The organism is Microbulbifer sp. YPW16 (genome assembly GCF_021290385.1).
Taxonomy (GTDB): Bacteria; Pseudomonadota; Gammaproteobacteria; order Pseudomonadales; family Cellvibrionaceae; genus Microbulbifer; species Microbulbifer zhoushanensis.
The window spans coordinates 380881-404383 of record NZ_CP089928.1; the positions used below are offsets into that span (position 1 = coordinate 380881).

General features: G+C 60.3%; 21 protein-coding genes. 6 read left to right on the forward strand and 15 right to left on the reverse strand.

Going from position 1 to position 23503, the window contains the following annotated elements; translation table 11 throughout:
* Window positions 1-13: 13 nt before the first annotated feature.
* Together LVE68_RS01655 and LVE68_RS01660 are read right to left on the reverse strand one after the other, a co-directional pair.
* On the reverse strand, window positions 14-3196 hold the full coding sequence (locus tag LVE68_RS01655; RefSeq protein WP_232942562.1) for an efflux RND transporter permease subunit: 3183 nt from the start codon (window positions 3194-3196) through the stop codon (window positions 14-16).
* A gap of 11 nt (window positions 3197-3207) precedes the next feature.
* The gene (locus LVE68_RS01660; RefSeq protein WP_305080393.1) at window positions 3208-4374 is read right to left on the reverse strand and encodes an efflux RND transporter periplasmic adaptor subunit; all 1167 of its coding nucleotides are present in this window, start codon (window positions 4372-4374) and stop codon (window positions 3208-3210) included.
* A 254-nt stretch (window positions 4375-4628) separates the two neighbouring features.
* Here LVE68_RS01660 and LVE68_RS01665 point away from each other — a divergent pair, with 254 nt between their 5' ends.
* Window positions 4629-5273, forward strand: a complete 645-nt coding sequence (locus LVE68_RS01665; protein ID WP_232942564.1) for a TetR family transcriptional regulator — start codon at window positions 4629-4631, stop codon at window positions 5271-5273.
* Window positions 5274-5328: 55 nt separating this feature from the next.
* Here LVE68_RS01665 and LVE68_RS01670 read toward each other — a convergent pair whose 3' ends face one another.
* From LVE68_RS01670 to LVE68_RS01710, 9 genes are read right to left on the reverse strand one after another with little or no spacing between them, the layout of a single operon-like run.
* Window positions 5329-7023 (reverse strand): Na(+)/H(+) antiporter subunit D, encoded by a 1695-nt coding sequence (locus tag LVE68_RS01670; RefSeq protein ID WP_232942566.1) that lies wholly within the window; start codon window positions 7021-7023, stop codon window positions 5329-5331.
* Complete coding sequence (locus LVE68_RS01675; RefSeq protein ID WP_232942568.1) at window positions 7016-7366, reverse strand: hypothetical protein; 351 nt, start codon at window positions 7364-7366, stop codon at window positions 7016-7018. The genes LVE68_RS01670 and LVE68_RS01675 overlap by 8 nt, the downstream gene beginning before the upstream one ends.
* A gap of 4 nt (window positions 7367-7370) precedes the next feature.
* The gene (locus LVE68_RS01680) at window positions 7371-8837 is read right to left on the reverse strand and encodes a proton-conducting transporter transmembrane domain-containing protein (RefSeq protein ID WP_232942570.1); all 1467 of its coding nucleotides are present in this window, start codon (window positions 8835-8837) and stop codon (window positions 7371-7373) included.
* Window positions 8837-10318 (reverse strand): monovalent cation/H+ antiporter subunit D family protein, encoded by a 1482-nt coding sequence (locus tag LVE68_RS01685; protein ID WP_232942572.1) that lies wholly within the window; start codon window positions 10316-10318, stop codon window positions 8837-8839. Before LVE68_RS01685 ends, LVE68_RS01680 begins: the two co-directional genes overlap by 1 nt.
* Window positions 10312-10719, reverse strand: a complete 408-nt coding sequence (locus tag LVE68_RS01690) for a cation:proton antiporter subunit C (protein ID WP_232942574.1) — start codon at window positions 10717-10719, stop codon at window positions 10312-10314. The genes LVE68_RS01685 and LVE68_RS01690 overlap by 7 nt, the downstream gene beginning before the upstream one ends.
* 1 nt (window position 10720) lies before the next feature.
* The gene (locus LVE68_RS01695) at window positions 10721-11737 is read right to left on the reverse strand and encodes a DUF4040 domain-containing protein (RefSeq protein ID WP_232942576.1); all 1017 of its coding nucleotides are present in this window, start codon (window positions 11735-11737) and stop codon (window positions 10721-10723) included.
* 14 nt (window positions 11738-11751) lie between these two features.
* On the reverse strand, window positions 11752-12156 hold the full coding sequence (gene mnhG / locus LVE68_RS01700; RefSeq protein ID WP_232942578.1) for a monovalent cation/H(+) antiporter subunit G: 405 nt from the start codon (window positions 12154-12156) through the stop codon (window positions 11752-11754).
* Complete coding sequence (locus LVE68_RS01705; protein ID WP_232942580.1) at window positions 12153-12464, reverse strand: monovalent cation/H+ antiporter complex subunit F; 312 nt, start codon at window positions 12462-12464, stop codon at window positions 12153-12155. Before LVE68_RS01705 ends, mnhG begins: the two co-directional genes overlap by 4 nt.
* The gene (locus LVE68_RS01710) at window positions 12464-12934 is read right to left on the reverse strand and encodes a Na+/H+ antiporter subunit E (protein ID WP_233006750.1); all 471 of its coding nucleotides are present in this window, start codon (window positions 12932-12934) and stop codon (window positions 12464-12466) included. The genes LVE68_RS01705 and LVE68_RS01710 overlap by 1 nt, the downstream gene beginning before the upstream one ends.
* 960 nt (window positions 12935-13894) lie before the next feature.
* Between LVE68_RS01710 and LVE68_RS01715 the strand changes: the two genes are divergently transcribed.
* Both LVE68_RS01715 and xthA read left to right on the forward strand, forming a co-directional pair.
* On the forward strand, window positions 13895-16000 hold the full coding sequence (locus LVE68_RS01715) for a carboxy terminal-processing peptidase (protein WP_232942582.1): 2106 nt from the start codon (window positions 13895-13897) through the stop codon (window positions 15998-16000).
* Window positions 16001-16105: 105 nt separating this feature from the next.
* A complete protein-coding gene (gene xthA, locus LVE68_RS01720; RefSeq protein WP_232942584.1) occupies window positions 16106-16921 on the forward strand; it encodes an exodeoxyribonuclease III in 816 nt (271 codons plus the stop codon).
* Window positions 16922-16969: 48 nt separating this feature from the next.
* Here the strand turns inward: xthA and modC are convergent, their stop codons facing one another.
* From modC to modA, 3 genes are read right to left on the reverse strand one after another with little or no spacing between them, the layout of a single operon-like run.
* On the reverse strand, window positions 16970-18094 hold the full coding sequence (modC, locus tag LVE68_RS01725; RefSeq protein ID WP_232942586.1) for a molybdenum ABC transporter ATP-binding protein: 1125 nt from the start codon (window positions 18092-18094) through the stop codon (window positions 16970-16972).
* Entirely contained in the window at window positions 18091-18792 is a 702-nt protein-coding gene (modB, locus tag LVE68_RS01730) for a molybdate ABC transporter permease subunit (RefSeq protein ID WP_232942588.1), read from the reverse strand. The genes modC and modB overlap by 4 nt, the downstream gene beginning before the upstream one ends.
* 2 nt (window positions 18793-18794) lie before the next feature.
* Complete coding sequence (gene modA / locus LVE68_RS01735; RefSeq protein WP_232942590.1) at window positions 18795-19478, reverse strand: molybdate ABC transporter substrate-binding protein; 684 nt, start codon at window positions 19476-19478, stop codon at window positions 18795-18797.
* A gap of 308 nt (window positions 19479-19786) precedes the next feature.
* On the opposite strand from modA, the gene LVE68_RS01740 reads away from it, so the two are divergent.
* From LVE68_RS01740 to arsJ, 3 genes are read left to right on the forward strand one after another with little or no spacing between them, the layout of a single operon-like run.
* Window positions 19787-20131, forward strand: coding sequence for a metalloregulator ArsR/SmtB family transcription factor (locus tag LVE68_RS01740; RefSeq protein ID WP_232942592.1), 345 nt, complete (start codon window positions 19787-19789; stop codon window positions 20129-20131).
* A 50-nt stretch (window positions 20132-20181) separates the two neighbouring features.
* A complete protein-coding gene (locus LVE68_RS01745) occupies window positions 20182-21186 on the forward strand; it encodes an ArsJ-associated glyceraldehyde-3-phosphate dehydrogenase (protein ID WP_232942594.1) in 1005 nt (334 codons plus the stop codon).
* A 45-nt stretch (window positions 21187-21231) separates the two neighbouring features.
* On the forward strand, window positions 21232-22467 hold the full coding sequence (gene arsJ / locus LVE68_RS01750; RefSeq protein WP_232942596.1) for an organoarsenical effux MFS transporter ArsJ: 1236 nt from the start codon (window positions 21232-21234) through the stop codon (window positions 22465-22467).
* 23 nt (window positions 22468-22490) lie between these two features.
* Here the strand turns inward: arsJ and LVE68_RS01755 are convergent, their stop codons facing one another.
* A complete protein-coding gene (locus LVE68_RS01755; protein ID WP_232942598.1) occupies window positions 22491-23303 on the reverse strand; it encodes a S1/P1 nuclease in 813 nt (270 codons plus the stop codon).
* Window positions 23304-23503 lie beyond the last annotated feature (200 nt).

Below are 23503 nucleotides of genomic sequence, written 5' to 3' on the forward strand. Positions count from 1 at the left end.
CATATTCGCCCGGTCAGGTCACATCTGCCGTCGCACTTTCACGCAGGTCTCCCCTGGCGGGCGCCACTGGTTCACTTGCGGACTCTTCCGTATTGCGTGAGCGACCAAACAGCCGCTGTACGATAACGAAGAACAGCGGGATAAAGAAAATCCCCAGCGATGTCCCAACCAGCATGCCGCCCAGCACCCCGGTACCGATAGCCTGCTGGGCACCGGAACCGGCACCGGAGGCAATGGCCAGCGGCAGTACACCCAGGCCAAAGGCCAGCGAGGTCATCAGGATCGGGCGCAGGCGATCGCGCACTGCGCGCATGGTGGCCTGCACCAGCTCCATGCCCTCTTCCAGGTTCTGCTTGGCGAATTCCACGATCAGGATGGCGTTCTTGCTGGTCAGGCCCACGGTGGTGAGCATGGCCACCTGGAAGTAGATATCCCGCTCCATGCCGCGCAGCGTGTTCGCGAGCACGGCCCCGAGGATGCCCAGCGGTGCGACCAGCAGTACCGCAGTGGGCACCGTCCAGCTCTCGTAGAGAGCCGCCAGGCACAGGAATACGATCAGCAACGACAGCGTATACAGCAGCGGTGTCTGTGCCCCCGCCTGGCGCTCCTGGTAAGACAGGCCGGTCCATTCCAGGCCGACGCCGCCCGGCAACTCGCTGACCAGTCGCTCCATCTCCGCCATGGCCTCACCGGAGCTGACACCCGGTGCGGCAGAGCCGTTGATCTGCATCGCCGGAACGCCGTTGTAGCGCTCAAGGCGCGGGGAGCCGTACTCCCACTCGAAGCTGGCAAAGGTCGACAGCGGCACCATTTCGCCGTCCCGGTTACGCACGGACCACTTCTGGAAATCCTCCGGCACCATTCGATACGGCGCATCAGACTGCACGTAGACCTTCTTGACCCGGCCACGGTCAATAAAGTCATCGATATAACGGCCGCCCCAGGCGGTGCCGATGGTGGTATTGATCTCGTTGATCGAGAGACCGAGTGCAGCTGCCTTCTCGGTATCAATGTTCAGGCGGAACTGGGGTGTATCGTTCTGGCCATTGGGACGCACATTTGCCAGCAGCGGGCTCTGTGCCGCCGCACCCAGAAGCTGGTCGCGCGCTTGCGTGAGCGCCTCGTGCCCCAGGTTGGCATTGTCCTTCAGGTAGAAGTCAAAGCCGCCGGAGGTACCCAGGCCCGGCAGTGCCGGGGGGGAGAACGCGAAGGCCATGGCGTCCTTGATCTGCATCAGCGCGCCCATGGCCCGCATGGCTACCGAACCCGCGTCCTGGCCAGGCTCCTCGCGCTCTTCCCAGTCGTGCATATTGATGAAGGCAATACCGTTGTTCTGGCCGCTACCCGCAAAGCTGAAGCCCTGCACGCTGAATACAGATTTAACGGTGTCCTGCTCGTTCTCGAGGTAATAGTCCTCTACTTTCTTGATCGACTCCATGGTGCGCTGCTGGGTGGCGCCCACCGGAGCATTGATCATGGAAAACAGCACACCCTGGTCCTCTTCGGGAAGGAAGGAACTGGGCAGGCGCAGGAAGAGCACCAGCATCACAGCGGCGAGGCCGGCAAACAGCAGCATAAAACGGCCGCCCCGCGCCACGATCTCGCGTACACCACGCTGGTAGCCGGCTGTTCCGCGTTCAAAATTGCGGTTGAACCAGCCGAAGAAGCCCTTCTTCGCATGCCCCTCGCCTTTCGCAATTGGCTTGAGCATGGTGGCGCAGAGGGCCGGTGTCAGCACGATGGCCACCAGCACCGACAGTGCCATGGCCGCGACGATGGTGGCCGAGAATTGCCGGTAAATTACCCCGGTGGCGCCTTCCATAAATGCCATGGGCACGAATACCGCCGAGAGCACCACGCCGATACCCACCAGCGCCCCGGTGATCTGCTTCATCGACTTGCGAGTGGCCTCTCGGGGCGAAAGGCCCTCTTCGCTCATCACCCGCTCTACGTTTTCCACCACCACAATGGCGTCGTCCACCAGCAGGCCGATGGCCAGTACCATGGCAAACATGGTGAGCATATTGATGGAGAAGCCCATCGCCGCCAGCACACCGAAAGTGCCCAGTAGTACGACCGGCACGGCAATAGTGGGAATAATCGTGGCGCGGATGTTCTGCAGGAACAGGTACATCACCAGGAATACCAGGATCACCGCCTCGATCAGCGTCTTGATCACGCCCTTGATGGATACCTCGACAAACGGTGTCGAGTCGAATGGCACCACGGTCCGGATCCCGGTGGGGAAATAGGGCTCCAGCTCCTTGAGCTTCGCCCGCACACCGTCGGCCGTCTCCAGTGCATTGGCGCCAGTGGCCAGGTTCACTGCCAGGCCGGTGGCCGGCTGGCGGTTGAAACGGCTGATGAAATCGTAATTCTCCGCACCGATCTCGACCCGCGCGATGTCCCCCAGCTTGAGCACCGAGCCATCGGGATTGGAGCGGATCACAATGTCGCGGAACTGTTCAGGAGTCTCCAGCCGGCCCTGGGATACCACATTGGCATTGAGCTGCTGGCCATCGATGGCCGGGGTTCCACCCAGGCTGCCCACCGCCACCTGCTGGTTCTGCGCCTGTACCGCCGCGATCACATCACTGGGGACCAGCTTGTAGGTTTCCAGCTTGTTCGGATCCAGCCAGATACGCATGGCGTACTGGGAACCGAATACCTGCACACCGCCCACGCCGGGCACCCGGCTGATAGCGTCGACAATATTGGCATTGATATAGTCGGCGATATCCGCACGGTCCATGCGGCCGTCCTCGGATACGAAACCCACGACCATCAGGAAGCCGCTGCGGCCCTTGCCAACATTCACCCCCTGTCGCTGCACCGCTTCCGGTAACAGCGGCAGGGCCAGTTGCAGTTTATTCTGCACCTGTACCTGGGCAATATCGGGGTCTGTGCCATTGGCGAAAGTCAGCGAGATATTCACCCGGCCATTGGATTCGCTGGTGGCGGACATATACAGCAGCCCATCGAGCCCGGTCATGCCCTGCTCGATAACCTGTGTCACCGATTCCTCCACCACCCTGGCAGATGCACCGGGGTAGCTGGCACTGATGGATACCGTGGGGGGCGCGATATCCGGGTAACGCTCTACAGCGAGCTTGCTGACCGCGAGCCCGCCACCGAGCATCACGACGATCGCGATCACCCAGGCAAAGATGGGACGGTCAATAAAGAAAGATGCCATGGTACGCCCCCTCAGGAATCAGCTGCAGCAGCGCTTTCCGCCGCAGGGGCAGGCTGTTCAGGTTCAGCGGACACGGTGGTGACCTCAACGCCCGGGCGGACTTTCTGCAGTCCCTCGACGATAACCCGGTCACCCGCCTGCAGGCCGTCCTCAACCAGCCAGTGGCTGCCAACGGTCTGGCTGACAGTCAACGGGCGCATTTCAACCTTGTTATCTGTGTTCACGACCATGGCATTGGTGTTGCCCCTGGGGTCGCGAGTGACGCCCTGCTGCGGTACCAGGATCGCATTATCGCGCACGCCGCGGCCAACCACGGCACGGACGTACATGCCGGGCAGCAGCATGTGCTCGGGATTGGGAACCACGACCCGCAGCAGGACACTGCCGGTGGTGGGGTCCACGGTGGCCTCGGCAAATTCCAGCTTGCCCTTGTGCTCGTAGGTAGATCCGTCATCAAGCAGGATCGTCACCGGGAGATCTGTGGTGTCTTCCACTTTACCGGCCTCCAGGGCACGGCGCAGTTGCAGCAGCTCGCTGGTGGACTGGTTAAGGTCGACGTATATCGGGTCGAGTTGCTGGATAGTCGCCAGTGCCTGTGCCTGGTTCGCTGTCACCAGGGCACCCTGGGTCACTGATGATTTGCCGATCCGGCCACCGATCGGGGCACTGATGCGGGCATAGTCCACCGGGATACGACTGCGCTTGACCGACGCCAGGGCATTGGCAACCGCGGCCTCGGCCTTCTTGAGGTCCGCGCGGGCACTGTCGTTATCCTGCTTGCTCACCGCGCCGGTTTTCACCAGGTTGGCGACACGGTCGGCGCGCAGCCGCGCCACCTCAAGCTCGGCCCGGGCGCTCTGCAGGTTGGCCCGGGCGCTGTCGTAGTCGGCACGGTAAGTGGCATCGTCAAGCTGGTAAAGCGGCTGGTCGGCCTCGACAATCCCGCCCTCGCGGAACAGCTGCTGTTCCACCAGGCCGTTCACCCGTGGGCGAACCTCGGCGACTTTATACGGATTGGTACGGCCCGGTAACTCACGGGTCAGGGTTACTGACTCGGGCTCCAGGGTCACCACCGCCACCTCCGGCGCCATTTGCGGCCGTCCGCCCTGGTCCTGGCTACATGCCGTCAGCAGTGACAACGCGGCCATCAGGCCGGCCAACAGATTCCGTTTCCGCATCTACACCTCTCCAGTGACCCGATGGTCCAAATGCTGCCAGCGGACCGGATGGTCAGTTCGCTTTGACAGTTATGAATGGTTAACAATGCCGCGCATTCTATCGCTTCGCCGAGATGTGCAGCAAGTATTCATTCATGCATGAATATGAATTAAACTTCGCGCCCGGATGGACCGGTAGCGCCGGCCATCCTACCCCGTATGTGGACCAATCCCGCGGGCGAATAGATAAACGGTTGCCACCAGAGGACAGAAAGTTGGCCAATAAGCGGAAAGAAGACGCGCTGGAGACAAGGGAACGCATCCTGGATGCGGCCATCACAGTATTTCACCAGCAGGGCCTGGCGCGTCCGTCACTGACCGAGGTGGCAGAGCTCGCGGGCGTCACACGCGGTGCGGTATACGGGCACTTCCGCAACAAGGCCGATGTCTTCAATGCCCTGGCCGAGCGGGTCCAGTTACCGGGTGAAAAGCTGTGCGAGGAAGGCGGCTGCGAGCCACCGGAGAACCCGCTGGGAGTCCTGCGGACCCGCTGGCTGTGGCTGTTCCAGGAAGTCGCGTGCAACCGGGACTGGCAGCTGATCCTGGATATCATCTTCCATCGTTGTGAGCTGGTCACAGAGAGCGGCGAGATCCGCCAGCGCATGCTCGACTGCACCGAGGAGGGACAGGAACGGGTCCGCCAGCTGATCAGCTGGGCGGTTGACCGGGGCCAGCTGCCCGGCGACCTGGATATCGACCTGGCAGCTCCACTGCTGCACAGTTCGCTGGTTGGCACCCTGGGCGACTGGCTGCTCCAGCCCCGCGACCGGGACCTGGCCTGTATTGGCGAGCGCTACCTGGATGCCATGATCGAAATGCTGCAGCACTCCCCTACCCTGCGCCGCAGTATACCCGCCTGAGTATTGGGGGGCGCATGGCACACAAGCGCGATGCCCCTCCCCGTCTGCAACCGACTTACAGGGCGAAGCCCAGTAACAGGTAGACGCCCAACAGCAACACCACCCCCGCGACCATACTCCCGGTCAGCCAGCTCCGTGCCAGCACGCCCGCCGGCCTGTGGTGGCTGGCGACCGAATCCATCAGGGCCCCCACGCCACCAATGGCCGCGCGGCGGACGCGATTGTCGAGGCGGAAGGCGGCGGTCACAAAGCCGCGTATTGCCTGCGGGAACAACCGGCGGTACAGCCATTCAACGTCCAGGTTGACCGACGGCAATTCCGGCGGGTACAGGCGGCGCAGGTTCAGCCATACAAACGCCAGCGCAGAGAAGAACAGCAGCTGCAGCTGGGTCAGCACATGGGTGACGTCGTAAGGTGTATACGCCATCTCATGGGGCAACAGGCTGTAGAGCGCTTGCGGGTAAATACCGATGGCCAGGCACAGGGACGCCGCAATTGTCATTGCCACCAGCATATTGGCAGGCGGCTCCTTCGCCCTGATACCCGAGTCGTGGGCAAAGAAGGCGAAGTACGGGATCTTGATGCCGGCATGGTGGAAGACACCCGCGGACGCAAACAGCAGGATCAGCCACACCCAGTCATAACCATTCTTGATCGCCGCACTCATCACCATCGACTTGCTGACAAAGCCGCTGAACAGCGGGAAGGCGGAAATCGAGGCCGCACCGACGATGCACAGGATGGTGGTCTTGGGCATGGTCTTGTACAGGCCGCCCAACTCCGAACCATTGATGCGGCCGGTGACGTGCAGGACTGCCCCCATGGACATGAACAGCAGCCCCTTGAAGATCACATCGTTAAACGCATGGGCCACAGCGCCATTGATGGCCAGTGAAGTACCGATACCAATACCCACCACCATAAAGCCCAGCTGGTTGATCAGGCTGTAGGCCAGCACCCGGCGCAGGTCATTCTCGATCACGGCATAAAAGATCGGGAAACAGGCCATGGTCGCACCGATGTAGACCAGCAACTCTGTGCCCGGATAGGCCCGCGCCAGTGCATATACCGCCGCCTTGGTGGTGAATGCACTCAGGAACACAGTGCCGGTCGGGGTGGATTCCGGGTAAGCATCGGTGAGCCAGTTGTGGAAGAAAGGGAAGGCACACTTGATACCGAAGGCCAGGAAGATCATCCAGCTGTAGGCGTTGTCGCCCAGCCCGATCTGCCCGAAAGCGAGAGAGCTGTGGGCCTGGCCGTAGAAGATAATCCCGCCTAGCAACAGCAGGCCCGAGAGAATATGCAGCGTGAAGTACCGCAGGCCGGCCATATACGCGCGGCCATTGCGGCGCGCCCAGACCAGGAATACGGAAGTGACCGCGAGCAGCTCCCAGAAAATAAACAGGGTCAGCAGGTCCCCCGCAAATACTGCGCCCAGGGCACTACCGGCATAGAGCAGGCTGGCCACCTGCTGCAGGGTGTCGCGCACATGCAGTGCGTAAATGATCGCAATCAATGCCGCCACATGGAACAGGTAGCCGAATAACAGGCTCAGCTTGTCTGCACGGAAAAGCAACAGGTCAAATTCGAGCACCGAATAGGCCCCGAAACTGCCAGCGCCCAGCATCCACAGGTTGGCCAGTCCCAGCAAGGGTACAGCGATCATTACCAGCGCGCGCGGCCAGCCACGCAGGACCAGTGCCAGCAATGCGGCGACGAAAAACGGAATGAAAGGTGCCACCTCAAACATGTTCCTGACCTCCACTCATCCCTTCCTCCTGCGACCGTGATTCCGTACCGGTCGCACCATTGGCCCCGGTAGCCGTATCACCGCCGAGCTCCAGCCGGTCGTAATAGTCTTCCGGGCGCATCAGGAACTTGCGCATCCACTTGGCAATGATCACCAGGATCACACAACCAACGAATCCATACAGCGGGTAGAATCCGGGTAGCCCTTCCCAGCCGTGTTCTGTATGCCGGTGGACCACGAAATCCGCGAGCACCAGCAGCGCGCAGATCGCGTAGAAGGTGCGCAGGATCCGCTGGATATTCTCCGGCTTGTCGAAAAAGTCTTGCTTGTCACCAGTGCTCATCGGGTCAGATTCCGGCCTTGATCAGCTGATAGATAATGTCGGGGTAAATCAATAGCAGGACACAGCCCGTGGCTGTAATCCCCAGCGCCAGCAACGACGGCCACGGGGCCTCGCGTACGGCGACACTGGCGTCGCCGGTATCGGCCGGTAACGCATCGGAGAAAAATGCCCGCAACGGGATCGGTAACAGGTAGGCGATACTGAGCAGCGAACTCACCATCAGCAGCCCCATCAGCCACAGCTCGCCTGCCTCCAGGGTACCCAGTAACAGGTACCACTTGCTCCAGGTGCCGCCGGTTGGCGGAATACCGATAATACAGAGGCTGGCGACCAGGAAGGCGCCCATGGTAATTGGCATCTGCCGGCCCAGGCCGCGCAACTGCCCCACCTCGGTTTTGTGGGCAGCCACCAGGATGGCACCCGCACAGAAAAACAGGGTGATCTTGCCAAAGGCGTGCATCACGATGTGCATCGCACTGCCGGTCATCCCGGCGCTGGTCGCCAGTAGTGCGCCCAGGGTGATATAGCCAAGCTGGCTCACGGTGGAGTACGCGAGACGCTTCTTCAGGTTTTCCTGCCGCATTGCCACAATGGCGGCCAGCAGGATTGATGCGCCCGCCAGGTAGAGCAGCCACTGGGTGGCGGGAATCTCACGCAGGGTCTCAAGGCCAAAAATCAGCAGGCACACCTTGAGCAGCACAAAGACACCCGCCTTTACCACCGCAACCGCGTGCAGGAGAGCACTTACCGGAGTTGGCGCCACCATGGCAGCCGGCAGCCAGCGATGAAACGGCATGATCGCCGCCTTGCCCACACCGAATACATAAAGGACAAGCAATAACGACAACAGGCCTGCCGGGGTATCCCCGCTGAATACGCCCCCGCGCTGGAAAGACAGTGTCCCGGCCAGCAACCAGGTGGCGATGATTGCCACCAGGAAGAAAGCCACCGAGGTGCCCAGCAAGATGCCCAGGTAAACGCGACCACCCTCCCGCGCCTTGTCGGTACCGGCATGGGTGACCAGCGGATAGGTACACAGCGTCAGGATCTCGTAGAAAACGAACAGGGTGAACAGGTTCTCGGCAAAGGCGATGCCCATCACCGCAGCGATGGAAATCGCAAAAAATGCAAAGAAGCGGGTCTGGTTCTGCTCGCCGTGCCCCCGCATATAGCCAATGGCGTAGAGCGTGGTGACGATCCACAGGCCACTGGCGACCATGGCAAACAGCAGCCCCAGGGGCTCAACCCGGAATGCCAGCGCCAGTCCCGGGAGCACCTCAAGCCACAACAGCTCTACCGCCTGCCCCGCCATGATCACCGGGTAAAGGTTGCAGACCGAGGCAAACAGCAGGGTGCCGGCGACCAGCGATACGCTCTCACGCAGGTTCTGGTGCTTGCCCGTGAGCGCGATACCGGCCGCTGCCAGCAGGGGAATCAGGAGGCTGAGTTGCAGGAGGCCTACAGCAGACATTATTGGATACCTCCCAGCAGGTACTGCGCCACGGCACCGGTGACTTCAACCGGCAGGCGCGTATCGATACCAAAGTAGATGTTCGCGCCGATAAGGATCCACGTAGGCACCAACAGGGACAGCGGGGCTTCGCCAACAGTCACGTCCCCGCCCGCGGGTGCCTGACGGAAGTATCCCGCCTCTACCAGGCGCCAGACATAGATTGCAGCGATCAGCGAGCCGAGCACCACCAGCAGTGCCACCAACCACATATCGCTCTCGATAGCGGCAGTAATCAGGTACCACTTGCTGACAAACCCCACGGTGAGCGGCATGCCGATCAGGCTGATCCCGCCGATCACGATGGCCGCCATGGTCCAGGGCATGGTGCGCCCGAGACCGTTGAAGGCATCGATCCGGCTGCTGCCCAGGCGATAGACCAGGCCTGCCAGTGCCAGGAACAGGCCACCCTTCATCAATGCATGGTTGAACAGGTGCAACAGTGTTGCCTGCATGGCGACGACACTGCTGATACCGATACCCACCACCATGTAGCCGATCTGGGCAACACTGGAATAGGCCAGCATCCGCTTGATGTCTACCTGGTAAATGGCGACAACCGAGGCCACAAACACACCCACCAGGCCCAGGCCGATAAACAGGGACTGTAATGGCAGGCTGGTGAGTGAGAAGTCGATACCGAATACGGTGACGATAAAACGCACCAGCAAGTACAGGGCCACCTTGGTGGCTGTCGCTGCGAGAAAGGCGGTAACGATGGACGGTGCAAACGCGTAGGCGTTGGGCAACCACATATGGAGCGGGAACAGTGCCAGCTTCAGGCACACGCCGACAACAATAAAGGCGAAGGCAGCGAGTACTGTACTGGAGCTACCGAGCTCGGGGAGGCGCAACGCCAGGTCGGCCATATTGAGGGTACCGGTCATCATGTACAGGAAGCCGATACCAATGAGGATAAACGTCGCCCCGATGGTCCCCATGATCAGGTACTGGAATGCGGCCCACAATGAACGCCGGTCCCGCCCCAGTGCAATCAGTGCATAGGTGGCGAGGGAAGAGATTTCCAGGAATACAAATACATTGAATACGTCACCGGTAGCGACGATACCCAGCAGCCCGGCAAAACACAGCAGGTAGAGGGTATAAAACAGTGTCTGCCGCAGGTCATCCATTTCGCGCTGCACACTCTGCCGCGCCGCGGCAATTACTGCAGTGCCCAGGCCGGTGACCACCAGCAGCACCCAGGCGTTGAGCAGGTCGATCCGGTATTCAATCCCCCAGGGCGCCTCCCAGCCCCCCAGACGGTAGCTAATGGGCCCGGAGTCGATCACCTGCTGTAGCAGCAGGACACTGACAACCAGTGCGCCAGCACTGACCAGCAGGGAAAAGAACCAGACCAGGCTGGAGCGCCGGATCAGCATGCACGAGGGTGCGGCTACCAGCGGCAGGATAACCTGTAAAATCGGTAAGTGGCTCAGCACTGCACTTCCTCCGCCTGCATCTCACGCTTCTCCTGTTCTGCCTGGATCTCACGCTTTTCTTCCTCTGCCTGGATCTCACGCTCCTCTACCGAGCCATAGGCCCGCATGATCCGGATCACCAGGGCCAGGGCCAGCGAAGTGGTGGCGATGCCGACCACAATTGCAGTGAGGATCAATACGTGGGGCAGTGGGTTGGAGTAGACATTTTCCCCCTCTATCAGGATCGGCGCCGCACCGCCATCCACTTTGCCCACACTGATATAAAAGATGAAAACAGAAGTCTGGAAGATATTCAGGCCAATGATTTTCTTGATCAGGTTGCCCTGTGCCACAACCATGTACAGGCCAATCATCATCAGCGCGATAACAATCCAGTAGTTGTACAGCGATGTTATTAACACCTTATCCGGCCCTCCCCGGGCTTAACTGCTCCGGCGCATCGTTGCGATCCTGTAGCTGCTCCGAGAACAGATAGAACACCAGCATCATCACAGCGGCCACAGTAATGCCGACCCCCAACTCGATGACGATAATACCTATGTGCTGCCCGCTTACCGGGTCTCCGGCAAGCGCACTGTAATCGAGGAAGTTTTTACCGGTTGCCATGCCCAGCAGGCCTACTGAACCGTAAATCAGTACTCCCAGGGCGGCGAGGAATTGCACCAGGCCATTCCCGGCCACACGGCGAACTGCGTCGAGGCCAAACACCAGGGCGTAGAGGATAAAACCAACAGCGAAGATCACCCCGGCCTGGAAGCCGCCGCCGGGGCCGTACTCACCGTGAAACTGCACGTAGAGCGCATATACCAGTATCGGCGGAATCAGTACCTTTGCTGCCATACGCAACACCAGGTGCTGGCGCGGTATAGCCTGGAGGGCCGTCCCCGTCTCGCGCGCCCCCCGCATTCCCAGCAACAGGCTCAACACACCCAGGCCGGCAGTAAAGATCACCACCACTTCACCGAGGGTGTCGTAGGCGCGATAACTGGCCAGTACCGAAGTCACGATATTGGGGATGCCGATTTCAGCCATGGAATCCTGGATATAGCGGGGTGCCACGTGGGTCTGGGCTGGCGCGGTGGGGTCGCCAAACGCGGGCATATCCAGTGTTGCCGCCACCAGCAGGGCACCAACGGTGGCCACCAGGCCCAGCGCCAGCAGGGCGCGTTTGCGATCGGAACGCTGCTTGCGGCCGCACAGGGCCAGCGTGGCCAGGATCAGCAGCGGTGAAATACCCGCACCCACCGCAGCCTCGGTAAAGGCCACATCCACCGCACCCATCGTCATGAAGAAGCTTGCGGACAACAATCCGTAAATGCCGGCCAGCATTGCGGCACTGAAGAGATCCCGCGTCCAGGCGATAGCCACCGCTGTGGTCAGCAAGAGGCTAAGCAGGACAATATCGAGTACTAAATCCATGTGGTCACCCCAGTTCAGGCGCGGTCGGCATTGGCTGCGTCCGCCTCGAGGGCCGGTTCCGCGATTTCTGTCCCCTGCCCCGGTTCAGGGAATGCCTCATCGGCACCCTGCTCTGCTACCGGCTCCAGCCGCAGTGGGCTGTGCTGGGCGGCCTTGGCGAGTGCATGGCTGGCAGCGGGACTGGTAAAAAAGATAAACAGGAGAATCAGGCCCAGTTTGAACAGTGCAAGGCTCCAGCCGGCCTGCAGCATCAGCGCACAGACAATCAGGAAGGTGGCCAGGGTATCGGTCACCCCCGCCGCATGCATGCGTGTATAAAAATCAGGAAAGCGCAACAGGCCGACTGCCCCTGAAACCATAAACAGGCAGCCCAGCGCCAGCAGTAGCCCGCTCAGGCCGTCCACCAGCAAATCGCTCATGAGCCAGCCCCCCCTTCACCAGGGGTATATTCATGCCGGCCAGCCCCTTGGTCCCGGCTACCGGAACGAAACTCGAAGTAGCGCAGCACGCCCACCACGCTGACAAAATTGATCAGTGCGTAAACCAGGGCAATATCCAGGAACTCGGGCTTACCCAACGTGAAGCAGATCACCGCGATCAACACCACCGTTTTGGTGCCAAACACGTTCACCGCCAGGATACGGTCATAGATGGTGGGACCCAACAGGGCCCGGACAAGTGCCAGGACCATAACCACCAGCAGAGCTAAAATTGTTGCAGCGAGCATTATTTTTCCAGAGCCCTCACTTCGCGTTCCATTTCCCCACCGCGCAGGTCTTCTAACCCGCCGGCAGTCAGTGCATGCACCAGGACCTCATCGCCCTCGATATCCACAGCCACGGTACCCGGTGTCAGGGTAATGGAGTTGGCATAAAGCACCTTCCCCAGATCGGAATGGAAGCGTGCGGGGATCCGCGCGCTCACCGGACTGATGGATGCAGGCCCGCGCCATACATTAATCACCACGTCGATATTGCTACGCACAATCTTTGTGAAAAGCCACCAGTAGTATCGCGGCAGGCGGGACAAAAGATGCACGGGCTGCGACTCCTGGTCTATCAACCCCATGCGCCGTGCAATCACCATAACCAGTAATACCGAGACCAGGCCAAAGGAAAGCAGGAGCCCGGTGTAATGGCCGGAGTTGGCCAACCAGACGAATGCAAGAATCGCGAACAGTGCCAGTGTGTAACGCATCAATGGACTCTCGTGGCCAGGGGGGAGATAACGGTGCGCATGGCGGGATTAGCGCGCTCTGCAGATGGCATAGGCACCGGCCCACAAATTCGGGAAACCGTGCAGGTCGCCGCTGGCAGAACAACGTGGGACACGTGACTCAAGCGGGGACATGAGTCCTCCGCACAAGGAAAGCAGCAAGGGTCTTTTTGTTGTGGCCATACCTGCCTGTTTTGTGCGCAATTTATTGTCAACCAGGTCGGCCCACTTATAGGGGACCAGGCCCTGTGTATTCATCGTTCTTTTGCTTGCAACGTTCCCGACCACTGCAGCACTTTCTGCCGCAAACGTTGTCGGGTTCGTAAGAAAAATCTCACCAACCGTATCAGTGTGTCAAGAGATACAAGAGATTCACATAGTCCCGTCACGCCCATCGCCCGACTTTCCGGTCCCCCTGCGCTGGTCACCCCCGGTCCCGCCTATTCGCTAAGGGAACCGTAGCTTCTTCTCACAGCCAAGTAATGGTGCGGGTTTGGAGGTGGCCGCCAGGTCCGCAGTAGTCCTCCAGGAGTGCCCCACCTGGCAACCTCGGGACCAGTTACCGAAAAGCGGTCACATCCAGGCGGTGACCAGTGCGTCGAAGGTGACTGGGTGGCAAATTGGGAGCTGGGGCCGGCTATTGCGAGTTGCCGGGCAGTAGTCACAGGGCCAGCTGCTGTGCAAAAAAAGAGCAGAATCTCGGATCAGCGCAATCTACTATCGTGCCAGTTGAGTATATACACGCGTCAAACCGGTCAAATACGCAACAAAATGTCTAAAATAAGCCCTTCACGACACCGTCTGCCTCGGATGAGAGGCAACTCATGCCTTTTGGAGCTTTCAGCCTTTATACTTGTCCTAAGCTATAAGTCGCCAACGCCCCGGGTTCGTTCCCGCCGGGTTGCGCGGCGCCTTGAAGTAGGACGTATAAAGAGACTCCCTATGCTTACCAATCGGATCACATCCCTGTTCTCCGGTCTCCTGATTCTTGCCTTTACTGCCGCTACCCCGCTTCACGCGGCAGAGGTGGACACCCTGCAGCCCGAGGACGGCCAGGGTGGCACCGCGCGCGAGATCGTGGGCAAGCTGGAAATGCTGCACTACAACAAGCAGAAGGTGGGCGATGAGATGTCCGCCGAACTGTGGGATGAGTACATCGATGCCCTCGATCCTACCCGCAGTTATTTCCTGGCGTCAGATATCGCCGAGTTTCGTGAATGGCGCGACGACCTGGATGACCAGCTGCGCACAGGTGAGGTCAATGCCGGGTTTGAGATCTACAACCGCTACCGCCTGAGGGTTACCGACCGGTTGAATAATATTCTGTCGCAGCTGGACAAGGGCCTGCCCAGTTTCGACTTTACCCGCGATGAGTCACTGGTAATGGACCGCGAGGAGGCCGAATGGCCGGGTTCCATCAGTGCCGCCGATGAGCTTTGGCGCAAACGACTCAAGTCCAGCATCCTGAACCTGCGGTTGACCGAAAAGGAAGACAAGGAAATCCAGGAAATGCTGGTGCGCCGCTACCAGGGCCAGCTCAAGCGTATCAAGCAGCAGACCAGCGACGATGTGTTCGAGCTCTACATGAACTCGCTGACGCGCCTTTACGACCCGCACAGTAATTACCTGTCACCGCGCTCGCTGGAAAACTTCAACATGAGCATGTCCCTGTCGCTCGAAGGTATCGGCGCGGTCCTGCAGATGGAGGAGGAGTACACCAAGGTAGCGCGCCTGGTTGCCGGGGGGCCGGCGGATCGCACGGGCAAGGTCAAGCCCAACGACAAGATCGTCGCTGTGGGCCAGGGCAAGGAAGGCGAACTGGTGGATGTGATTGGCTGGCGCCTGGACGATGTCGTCGACCTTATCAGGGGCTCTGCAGGCACCTTTGTGCGCCTGGAGACCATCCCCACCGGCGGCGACGGCTCCCATCGCACCATCCTGATCAAGCGCAGCAAGGTGAAGCTGGAAGACCAGGCGGCAAAGAAAGCGATCTTCGAATTCTCCGATGGCGAGAAGAACTACAAGGTTGGCGTGATCAACCTCCCGACTTTCTACATCGACTTCGAGGCCTATCGCCGTCGCGACCCGAACTACAAGAGCACCACCCGTGACGTGGCACGCCTGCTCGACGAGCTGAAGGCGGAAAATGTCGACGGTATCATCCTGGACCTGCGGAACAACGGCGGCGGCTCCCTGCAGGAAGCCACTATGCTGACCGACCTGTTTATCGACCAGGGTCCAGTGGTGCAGATCCGCCATGCCAACGAGCAGATCTCCCGCCACAACCGCTCCCGTTCACGGGCCATGTATCGCGGGCCGCTGATGGTCCTGATCAATCGCCTTTCCGCCTCGGCGTCAGAAATTTTTGCCGGCGCCATCCAGGACTACAACCGCGGTATCGTGGTGGGTAACCAGTCTTTCGGTAAGGGCACTGTGCAGACCATGGCGCCGCTGAAAGAGGGGCAGCTGAAGATCACCCAATCCAAGTTCTACCGGGTCTCCGGCGATAGTACCCAGCATGCTGGTGTGACACCGGACATTTCCATGCCGCAGCTGATCGATGCGGAGAGCGTTGGTGAGAGTGCCTACGATACCGCCCTGCCCTGGGACCGTATCCACGCCGTGCCGCACGCCAAGTACTTCAACCTGAAGGAGATGCTGCCGGACCTGGTCAGCAAGCATAACGAGCGCACGGCAGCTGACCCGGACTTCATCTACCTGCGAGAGCAGTTCAGCTTTGAGAGTGAGCGCGCCGACCGCAAGTTTGTCTCCCTCAACGAACTGGCCCGCAAGCAGGAGCGTGAGGATATCAATCAGCGTCTCCTGACAATGGAGAACCGCCGCCGCTCCGCCAAGGGGCTGGAACCCTATGAGTCCTTCGAGGCTTACGAGGAAAGCGAGTCTGAGAACACTGCAGCCATTGGCGGGCCGGTAGAAATCAAGCTGGAGGATGACCCGATCCTCAACGAGGCCGGATATATCATGTCCGACTTTATTGGCATGACCGAGAAAACCGCCAAGGCTCCGCCGCAGGTCGCCAATTTCTGACTGTTCCGGACGGCGGGCCCGGCCGGGCCCGCCGTAACACCGGTATCCATTTGATATTATGCAGGTTGGGCTATGCCCGACCTTTTTATTTTGTGTGGGGGAAAAATGAAAGTCGTTTCATTCAATGTAAACAGTATCCGTGCGCGACTGCACCAGCTGGAAGCCCTGGTGGACAGCCATGCCCCGGATATTATCGGCCTGCAGGAAACCAAGGTCACCGACGAGGACTTCCCGGTGGATGCAGTGCGTGACCTGGGTTATGAGGTGATCTATTTCGGCCAGAAAACCCATTACGGTGTCGCCCTGCTCTCCCGCTACCCGTTTATCGATCGTGAATACGGTTTCCCCAAAGACGAGGACAACGCCCAGCGGCGCATGGTCGCGGGCAAGTTCGATATCGGTGGCGACTCTCCGCTCACCGTCATCAACGGCTACTTCCCCCAGGGTGAAAACCGCGAGCATCCGGTCAAGTTCCCCGCCAAGCGCAAATACTACGCGGACCTGGACGACTACCTGCAGACCACCTGCAAACCCGAGGCGCCGGTGCTGGTGATCGGTGATATGAATATCTCCCCCACCGACCTGGATATCGGTATTGGAGAATCCAACCGCAAGCGCTGGCTGCGGGATGGCAAGTGCAGCTTCCTGCCGGAAGAGCGTGAATGGCTGGAAAAAATCCAGGGCTGGGGCCTGGTAGACACCTTTCGCAGCAAGCACCCCGATACTGATGACATCTTCAGCTGGTTCGACTACCGCAGCCGCGGCTTCGACCGCGATCCCAAGCGCGGGCTGCGTATCGACCTGATCCTCGCCACCCAGATGCTGGCAGACAAATGCGTGGACGTGGGTGTGGACTACGATATTCGCGGCATGGAGCGCCCCTCGGATCACGCCCCGGTTTGGGCCGACTTCGAGCTTTAAACCACGCCCCGCCCGGCTATCCGGGCGGGGATAAAATGGCCGCCGGACTCAGTTGACGATTGCGGCTGACTTGACCTGGGCCCAGACCCGGCTTCCGGCGGCGAGTCCCAGGTCCGCCAGGGAACGTCGGGTAACCCGGGCCAGTATCACGCTACTCCCCATACGGAGCTGCACCAGGGCCAGGGCACTGCCCTCCTCTGTTGCTATGGCGGACACGGTTGCCTGCAGCCGGTTCAGGATGCTGGTGTCGTCGTGGCTGTGCAGCGCAATACTGACATCCCGGGCGAAAATCCGGACCCGCAGCGACCTTCCAACTGTGAGGCCATGGTTCGCCAACCACAGGTGCCCCCCGGGTATACTGATCCGTGCCAGGTCCCATTGCGAGTCACACTCCGTGACAGACCCTTCCAGTACAACACAGCGCTCATCATCCGGTGCCACAGGCATATAAGGGTCTGCCAGTATTTCAGCCTGGCTGCCCGCCCCCACCTGGCGCCCGCGTTCCATGACAATGACGTGATCCGCCAGGCGGGCGATCTCGTCGAGGGAGTGGCTGACATAGAGAATTGGCAGCGCAAACTCCTCCCGCAGCCGCTCCAGGTAAGGCAGGATTTCCAGCTTGCGACCTGTATCCAGTGACGCCAGTGGTTCATCCATCAGCAGCAGCCTTGGACAGCTCAACAGCGCGCGCGCGATGGCCACCCTCTGCCGCTCCCCGCCGGACAGCTGGTGCGGGTAGCGCCCCAGCAGCGGCCCTATAGCCATCAAGGCCTCGACATGTTTGTAAAGCCCTGGTGGCGGCGCCGGGCGCGCCCGGCGAAATGCATACTGCAGGTTTCCATCTGCGGTCAGGTGATTGAGGAGGGAGGATTCCTGGAATACGTACCCAACCGGTCGCCTGTGCGGCGGCATGAACACAGCCGGGCCTTGCCAGGTTTCCCCGCCCACTGTCAGTTGGCCGTCATCACTTTTCTGCAGCCCCGCGATGCACCTCAGCAATGTAGTCTTGCCCGATCCTGACTGGCCGAAAATGCCGGTAATTCCGCTACCGGGCAGCCTGGCATCCACACACAGGGAAAACCCCGGGTCACCTGCGCCGGCAGGGTAACTGAACTGGAAGCGCGCGATAATCTCGTCCGCTGGCACGGCTTCCTGATTCGCTCCCGGCTTCATTGTACGGCCCCCATGCGCAGCGCGGCATGCGAGCGCTGGTGACGGAAACCGTAAAGCGCAAGCAGTACCACAAATGAGAACAGCAGCATGCCACCAGACAACCAGTGAGCCTTGTCATACTGCATCATCTCAACGTAATCGTAGACCTGCACCGAAACCACGCGAGTCTCTCCGGGAATATTGCCCCCGATCATCAGGATGACGCCAAACTCCCCTACCGTATGAGCGAAGCCCAGGATCGCGGCACTGATAAACCCGGGCCGGGCCTGGGGCAGCACCACCGTAAAGAAGCGGTCCCAGGGCCCCGCCCGCAGGGTCGCGGCTACTTCAAGTGGCCGCTCCCCAATCGCCTCAATCGCATTCTGGATTGGCTGGACCACGAACGGCAGCGAATAGAACAGCGACGCCACGACCAGCCCCCAGAACGTAAACGGCAGGGTGCCCCAGCCCAGTGAGGTGGTGAGCTGGCCGATCGGCCCGCCGGGCCCCATGGAGAGCAACAGGTAAAAGCCCAGTACTGACGGGGGCAGCACCAGGGGCAATGCCACCAGCGCGCTCACCGGCCCTTTCCAGCGGGAACTGGTGCGGGCCAGCCACCAGGCAATGGGTGTACCCAGCAATAGCAGCAGTATGGTCACCGTCACCGCCAGCCGCAGGGTCAGGCCAATGGCAATCCAGTCCGCCTCGGAAAAACCCATGGCTATTCCTCGCTCACGGGTAGCTGGTAGCCGCGGGACTCGATCAGGGCCGCAGACCTGGGCGAGCGCAGGAAAGCGAGCAAGGCGCGGGCGGCCGGGTTTTCTGCGCCTTGCTCCAGGAGTACTGCATCCTGGCGGATCGGCCGGTGCATACTGGAGGGCACCACCCAACCGGAGCCCCGCGCGATTCGCCCCTCTTTCATTACCTGGGATAAAGCAACAAATCCCAGCTCCGCATTGCCAGTGGCGACAAACTGGAACGCCTGGGAAATATTTTCACCCTGCACCCAGCGGCTGCGAGTCGTCTCAACCAGCTCCAGCGAGCCGAGCACCTGTACGGCTGCGGCGCCGTAAGGGGCCAGGCGTGGATTGGCGAGCGCAAGTTTGCGATATCCGCCTTCCCGCAGCGCCCCTGGGCCGTCGGATACCCTGCCGGTTACAGGAGACCAGAGCACCAGCCGGCCAATGGCATAGGTGAATGCACTACCGGGCTCGGCCAGGCCGGCATTCAGGAGGGCGTGAGGCTTGGCCTGGTCGGCCGAGAGGAAAATATCGAAAGGGGCGCCATTGCTGACCTGGGCGAAGAATTTTCCGGAGGAACCGAAAGCCAGGCGCACCCGATGTCCGGTGGACTCCTCGAATGCTGCCGCGATCACCTTCATGGGTGCGGCAAAATTGGAAGCCACGGCCGCAATTACCTCTTCGGCCCGGGCAGGCAGCACAATGGCGGTGAGTATTAATGAAAGGAGTATCCGGCGCCCGCGCAAATTCCCTCCCCGCACCTGGCAAGCTGCTGTCTGCCCCTTCACGAGGCGGCCATCTCCACATAATTACTCTTATACTGCACGATACACCCATGGCCTACAAGCACGGCACCATCGGGACTTTCATGCCCCGGCGTGTGCCGGTATGGCATAAACATTCCCACTGCCACATATATGGATTTCCATATATACTGCCCGGAGTTATTCAACATTACCCCGGGGACCCGGCCTTGAGCCCGTTGCAATTCTATAAGTGCCTTGCAGATGGCACCCGCCTGCGTAGCCTGCTACTGATTGCCCGGGAGGGCGAACTCTGTGTATGCGAACTGGTGGAAGCCCTGGGCGATAGCCAGCCAAAAATATCGCGGCACCTCGCCCAGCTCCGTGAGTGCGGCCTGCTGAGCGACCGGCGCCAGGGGCAATGGGTATTCTACCGGCTTGCCCCGCAAATGCCGGAATGGGCCACGGCTGTCCTGCAACATACTCTTGAGGGCGATGAGGCGTTGCTGAGTGAGCCGCTGCAGCGACTTGGGGGAATGGCGAACCGCCCCGAACGCTGTTCTAGCAACTGCTGAGCGAGCTCCCGCCCGAACCCGACAAACCACTTTTCAGGGAGATTTCTGTAATGGCAATCAGGATAGGTATCAATGGTCTCGGGCGGATCGGCCGCCTGTGCCTGCGCGCCGCATGGGACTGGCCGGAGTTCGAGTTTGTGCAGGTCAACGATCCGGGCGGCGATTCTGCCACGTTCGCGCACCTGCTGAACTTCGATTCCGTACATGGCCAGTGGGAACATGAGGCCCAGGCCGGTGAAAATACCATCGTAATCGGCAATAAAAACCTGCGGTGCACAAATAACCGGGAGATTGGCGACACTGACTGGTCCGGCTGTGACCTTGTAATCGAGGCCAGCGGAAAGATGCGCAGCACAGACCTGCTGCAGGCCTATCTCGACCAGGGCGTGGCCCGGGTTGTAGTCAGCGCCCCGGTAAAGGATGCCGCCGTACTGAATGTGGTGATGGGTGTGAACCACAACCTGTTTGACCCGGATCAGCACAAAATCGTCACTGCCGCGTCGTGCACCACCAACTGCCTGGCACCGGTAGTCAAGGTACTGCACGAAAACCTCGGTATCCGCCATGGGTCCATGACTACCATCCACGATATCACCAATACGCAAACCCTCCTCGATGCGCCCCACAAGGACCTGCGCCGGGCCCGCGCCTGCGGAATGAGCCTGATTCCCACCACCACTGGCTCAGCCACTGCGATTACCGCAATTTTCCCCGAGCTGGAGGGCAAGCTGAACGGCCATGCGGTACGCGTACCACTGGCTAATGCCTCCCTGACCGATTGCGTGTTCGAAGTTGGGTCCGCCACTAGCGCTGAAGAGGTCAATGAACTGTTCCGGCAAGCTGCCGAAGGGCCCCTGCAGGGCATCCTCGGCTACGAGGAAAGACCACTGGTGTCCATCGATTACCGGACCGATCCGCGCTCCAGTATCGTCGATGCGCTCTCGACCATGGTGGTCAACGGTACCCATGTAAAGGTCTATGCCTGGTACGACAACGAATGGGGCTACGCCAACCGCACCGTGGAACTGGCACGCATGGTCGGGGCCAGGCAGTAAGGCAACCCCTCTCACGGGCACGTATTGAGATAGGTCAACTTGTCGATGTTTCAGCACCTTTCACCGGGAATCAGGCAGTACCTGGTAGTAACCGGGAATTACTGGGCGTTTACCCTTACTGATGGTGCCCTGCGCATGCTCGTGGTACTGCACTTTCACGAGCTGGGCTATTCGCCGCTGCAGATCGCGCTGTTGTTTTTGTTCTATGAATTCTTTGGTGTGGTCACCAACCTGCTGGGAGGTTGGCTGGGCGCCCGCGTAGGACTGAACCGCACCATGAATATCGGGCTTGGGCTACAGGTCGTAGCGCTTTCCATGCTACTGCTGCCATCGCCGATGCTGACCGTCCCGTGGGTAATGGCGGCGCAGGCCCTGTCAGGTATTGCCAAGGACCTCAACAAGATGAGTGCCAAGAGCGCCATCAAGTTACTGGTCCCGGGTGAAGCCCAGGGGACCCTGTATAAATGGGTGGCAATACTCACAGGCTCGAAGAACGCCCTCAAGGGTCTGGGCTTTTTCCTCGGGGCCCTGCTGCTGAGTGCAATCGGCTTTACCGCTGCCATTGGCGCAATGGCTCTGGCACTGTTCCTGGTCTGGCTCCTGAGTATCTGCCTGCTGAAGAAAGACCTGGGCCGGGCAAAACAGAAGGCAAAATTCCGGGATATCTTTTCCAAAAGCCGGGCAATCAACCTGTTGGCAGCTGCGCGGTTGTTCCTCTTTGGGGCCAGGGATGTCTGGTTTGTTATCGCCCTGCCCCTCTACCTGGGAATGGAATTCGGCTGGGACCACTGGCGTATCGGTAGCTTCCTGGCCATCTGGATCATAGGCTACGGCGTCATCCAGTCACTCGCCCCCAGGTTCACCGGTTCCGTCGCAACCAGTGGTTCCGCCAACCGGGCCGCGACCGGCTGGGCACTGTCACTGGCGCTTGTAACCGCCGCCATCCCCATAGCGCTGCAGGCAGGGCTGCCGCCCCAGGCCAGCCTGCTGGGGGGACTCCTGTTGTTCGGGGCGCTGTTTGCCGTCAACTCGTCACTGCACAGTTACCTGATTGTGCGCTATGCCCGCGAGGACGGCGTATCACTGGATGTGGGCTTTTACTATATGGCGAATGCCATGGGCCGCTTATTGGGGACGGTGCTTTCCGGCTGGGTATTCCAGGTGGCAGGCCTGAACGCCTGCCTGTGGATCTCGGTCGGCTTTATCCTGCTGGCCGCGGCGTTTGTATGGCCACTGCCGGCGGAAACGGCCAGGGCCAGCCATTCCGCCGGGAGCCTGTAGCGCCCAGTGCCGGCCCCCCGCCGCTACTGGCGCGCCGGCGCCAGCGCGTTATTCAACAATGCCGCCAGCCTTACCCCGGCCTGTTGCAAGCGCCTTTCGATAATCGGCCGGTTGCGCAGGTAGTAGTCTTCACCAAGTACCCGGCTCTCTGTATACGCATACTCATGCACCAACTGGTGGGACTCTGCGGCCCAGTCCTCCGGCGTGCCCCGGCGCCATGCATCTAACGGCCTTTTCCCCAGCCCGGCGGCCTGCTTTTCCGCGTATGCCTGCCAGTCCGTCAGGAAGCCCCCCGGCAGGAAAACATCCCACAGCGCATGGAGGTTGGTGCCAAACCCGAAAAATTCCACCTCCACATCATTGCCCCCGCGGTCTGTGGCCAGTCCGGTGTGGAGGGGCTGGTGCAGGTCACCGACGAAATGGACAATAAACAGCAGGGCCTCCGCCCGCTCTCGCTGTGGTGCATCAGGATCAGCCAGGATTTGCCGGAACTTTGCAATGGCCTCCAGGATGCATCCCTGCTCCGGGCAATCCCGGCCCGGCTGGTATCCAGGCCAGTGACGCGGGAGACTGATGTAATGCAGGGGGGCAGCCCAGTCGTACTGCCCATCACCACGGATCCGATCCGCCCAGGTCGCAGCCTCGGCCAGGCTCCCCTCTCCCTTTACGTCCAGCAGTTCCTGAACCGGTTCCTGCACTGAAGAATCAAGTAGCCTCCAGGCGATCTCCCCGGTTACCCGATGACCGTCCTCCCCCCAGCCCCAGGCCGTGGCGGAAAAGCAATTCAATATCAATGCAACCAGCAATGCAGTCACTGCGGTACTGCTATTCACCATGTTCAAAGTCCTTTGATTATTTGAGTGCCCGAGGATAACCACCTGTCATGACAGTTTGTAATCAGTAACAAAAATATAACCGCACGGAGATAAACCGGAAACCTCACCGTCACAGCAGGTTAAAGCAAGGCTGTTACAAAGTGTCCGCGCGACCGGGCTCGCGTAAACAACAAAAAACAGTCTCTGGCGGGCATGCTGCA

What these genes read in the sequence shown, in the direction of transcription:
- mnhG (WP_232942578.1), bottom strand. Translation starts at nt 12,156, where the DNA reads ATGAGCGATTTGCTGGTGGACGGCCTGAGCGGGCTACTGCTGGCGCTG.
- LVE68_RS01705 (WP_232942580.1), bottom strand. Translation starts at nt 12,464, where the DNA reads ATGCTCGCTGCAACAATTTTAGCTCTGCTGGTGGTTATGGTCCTGGCA.
- LVE68_RS01755 (WP_232942598.1), bottom strand. Translation starts at nt 23,303, where the DNA reads ATGGTGAATAGCAGTACCGCAGTGACTGCATTGCTGGTTGCATTGATA.
- xthA (WP_232942584.1), top strand. Translation starts at nt 16,106, where the DNA reads ATGAAAGTCGTTTCATTCAATGTAAACAGTATCCGTGCGCGACTGCAC.
- modB (WP_232942588.1), bottom strand. Translation starts at nt 18,792, where the DNA reads ATGGGTTTTTCCGAGGCGGACTGGATTGCCATTGGCCTGACCCTGCGG.
- LVE68_RS01675 (WP_232942568.1), bottom strand. Translation starts at nt 7,366, where the DNA reads ATGAGCACTGGTGACAAGCAAGACTTTTTCGACAAGCCGGAGAATATC.
- LVE68_RS01670 (WP_232942566.1), bottom strand. Translation starts at nt 7,023, where the DNA reads ATGTTTGAGGTGGCACCTTTCATTCCGTTTTTCGTCGCCGCATTGCTG.
- LVE68_RS01680 (WP_232942570.1), bottom strand. Translation starts at nt 8,837, where the DNA reads ATGTCTGCTGTAGGCCTCCTGCAACTCAGCCTCCTGATTCCCCTGCTG.
- arsJ (WP_232942596.1), top strand. Translation starts at nt 21,232, where the DNA reads ATGTTTCAGCACCTTTCACCGGGAATCAGGCAGTACCTGGTAGTAACC.
- LVE68_RS01695 (WP_232942576.1), bottom strand. Translation starts at nt 11,737, where the DNA reads ATGGATTTAGTACTCGATATTGTCCTGCTTAGCCTCTTGCTGACCACA.
- LVE68_RS01745 (WP_232942594.1), top strand. Translation starts at nt 20,182, where the DNA reads ATGGCAATCAGGATAGGTATCAATGGTCTCGGGCGGATCGGCCGCCTG.
- LVE68_RS01710 (WP_233006750.1), bottom strand. Translation starts at nt 12,934, where the DNA reads ATGCGTTACACACTGGCACTGTTCGCGATTCTTGCATTCGTCTGGTTG.
- LVE68_RS01660 (WP_305080393.1), bottom strand. Translation starts at nt 4,374, where the DNA reads ATGCGGAAACGGAATCTGTTGGCCGGCCTGATGGCCGCGTTGTCACTG.
- modC (WP_232942586.1), bottom strand. Translation starts at nt 18,094, where the DNA reads ATGAAGCCGGGAGCGAATCAGGAAGCCGTGCCAGCGGACGAGATTATC.
- LVE68_RS01715 (WP_232942582.1), top strand. Translation starts at nt 13,895, where the DNA reads ATGCTTACCAATCGGATCACATCCCTGTTCTCCGGTCTCCTGATTCTT.
- LVE68_RS01655 (WP_232942562.1), bottom strand. Translation starts at nt 3,196, where the DNA reads ATGGCATCTTTCTTTATTGACCGTCCCATCTTTGCCTGGGTGATCGCG.